This window comes from Micrococcus sp. APC 4021, from assembly GCF_030407635.1.
Taxonomy (GTDB): domain Bacteria; phylum Actinomycetota; class Actinomycetes; order Actinomycetales; family Micrococcaceae; genus Micrococcus; species Micrococcus luteus.
The window spans coordinates 1-2,115 of sequence record NZ_JASDCZ010000195.1; the positions used below are offsets into that span (position 1 = coordinate 1).

Genomic DNA, 2,115 nt, shown 5'->3' on the forward strand with positions numbered 1-2,115 from the left:
GGGCGGCGGGGCTCACGGTGCCTCCTCGGTTCGGGCGATCATGGTCCGGACGCACGGGCCGACGACGGCGGCCCCGGCCGCTCCCGCGCGCGGGTCATGCGGCCCGGACGCGCGCGGACCCGTAGTCTGTAGCGTAAGTCACCGTGCTCGGGGCGGAGGCCCCGGGGCGAGACCGCGACCCAAGGAGGAGAGGCCGTGAAGATCCTGGTGCTGGCCAAGCAGGTGCCGGACACGTGGCAGGAGCGTGAGCTGAGCCTGGAGACCGGCTGGGTGGTGCGCGACGGCGCGGCCGAGCCCGTGCCGGACGAGATCAGCGAGCGCGTCATGGAGGTCGCCCTGGGCTGGCGGGACGCCGGCGCGGACATCGAGGTCGTGGCCCTGACGGTGGGCCCCGAGGACTCCTCGAAGACCCTGCGCAAGATGCTGGCCATGGGCGCGGACTCCGCCGTGCAGATCACCGACGACGCACTCGTCGGCTCGGACGCCGTGCAGACAGCTCGCGTGATCGCCGCGGCCGTCGAGAAGGAGGGCGCCGACCTCGTGCTCGCCGGCACGCTGTCCACGGACGGCGGCACCGGCGTGGTGCCCGCCATGGTCGCCGAGCTCCTGGAGCGGCCCTACCTGCCGCACGCCGAGGCCCCCGAGCTGGCCGACGGCGAGCTGACCGGCACCGTGGCGACCTCGGACGCGGACGTGCGCGCCGCCGTCGCCCTGCCCGCCGTGGCGGGCCTGACGGAGAAGACCGCGGAGCCGCGGTTCCCGAACTTCAAGAACATCATGGCGGCCAAGAAGAAGCCGCTCACCGTGCTGTCCCTGGCCGACCTCGGCATCGCCGCGGGCCCGGCCGAGGCCGCCTACCGCTCCGTGATGGTCTCGGCGGACACGCGTCCCGAGCGTGCCGCGGGCGAGAAGGTTACCGACGACGGCACCGCCGCCGAGCGGCTGGTGGAGTTCCTCGCGGGTCGGGGGCTCGTGTGAGCGCGAACGTGGAGGAGACCGAGATGACGACGCAGACCGACGCCGCGAACAGCGGCCAGACCGTGCTGGTGCACGCCGAGATCGGCGCGGACGGAGCGCTCCGCCCGATCGTGGCCGAGCTCCTCGGCGCCGCCGCCACCGTGGGCGTGCCCGAGGCCGTCCTCGTGACCGGCGCGGAGGGCAGGGACGCCGCCGTCGCCCGTCTGGGGGAGTACGGCGCCACGCGCGTCCACGTCCTCGTGGCCGACGACGCCGCCACCACCCTGGGCGACGCCGCCGTGCAGGCCCTCGCCGCCGCGACCGCCCGCACCGCGCCCGTGGCCGTGCTGCTCTCCGGCAGCCCCGAGTCCCGCGCGGTGGCCGGCCGCCTGTCCGTCCGCGCCCGCGGCCCCGTCTGCGCGGATGCCGTGGGGCTGCGCTGGGCCGACGACGAGGTCATCGCCCGCCACTCCGTGTTCGGCGGCGACTACCTCAGCGAGTCCACCGGCGAGGGCGGCCCCCGGATCATCACCGTGCGCCCCGGCGCCGTCGCGGACCGGGCCCCGGCCGTCGAGGCGCCCGAGGTCGTGGAGCTGGCCGCCGCCGAGCTCGGCCCGGTGACCGCCGGCGCCCGGGTGCTCGAGGTGAACGCCCGCACGCAGAACTCCGCCCGTCCGCCCCTGCGCGGCGCGAAGACCGTCGTCGCCGGCGGTCGCGGCGTGGGCTCCGAGGAGGGCTTCGCGATCGTCGAGCAGCTCGCCGACGAGCTCGGCGCCGCCGTGGGCGCCTCGCGTGCCGCCGTCGACTCCGGCTACACCGCGGCCGAGCGCCAGGTGGGCCAGACCGGCGTGATCGTGTCCCCGAACCTGTACATCGCCCTCGGCATCTCCGGCGCCATCCAGCACCTGGCCGGCATGAAGACCGCCAAGACCATCGTGGCGATCGACAAGAACGAGGACGCCGAGATCTTCGAGCACGCCGACTTCGGCGTGGTCGGGGACATCTTCCAGGTGGTCCCGCAGGTCATCGAGCAGCTGCGCACCCGCCGCGGCTGAACCGGTGCGGGCGCGGTCCGCTGCGGACCGCGCCCCTCGGACGAGGAGAAGCATGCCCAAGCAGCGAATGGCCGGCTACGTCCCCCTGAAGGGCGCCCCGGCC

Annotated in this window: 2 protein-coding genes; both read left to right on the plus strand. The window is 75.3% G+C overall.

Annotated elements, in window-relative coordinates; translation table 11 throughout:
* Positions 1-195: 195 nt before the first annotated feature.
* Positions 196-978: an electron transfer flavoprotein subunit beta/FixA family protein gene (locus tag QL983_RS11070; RefSeq protein WP_063189076.1), complete on the plus strand. Its 783-nt coding sequence runs from the start codon at positions 196-198 to the stop codon at positions 976-978.
* A gap of 23 nt (positions 979-1,001) precedes the next feature.
* Positions 1,002-2,012, plus strand: coding sequence for an electron transfer flavoprotein subunit alpha/FixB family protein (locus QL983_RS11075; RefSeq protein ID WP_152744005.1), 1,011 nt, complete (start codon positions 1,002-1,004; stop codon positions 2,010-2,012).
* Positions 2,013-2,115 lie beyond the last annotated feature (103 nt).

Excerpts from the sequence above, each read along its gene's own strand:
- QL983_RS11075 (WP_152744005.1), top strand. The coding sequence starts at position 1,002 with ATGACGACGCAGACCGACGCCGCGAACAGCGGCCAGACCGTGCTGGTG.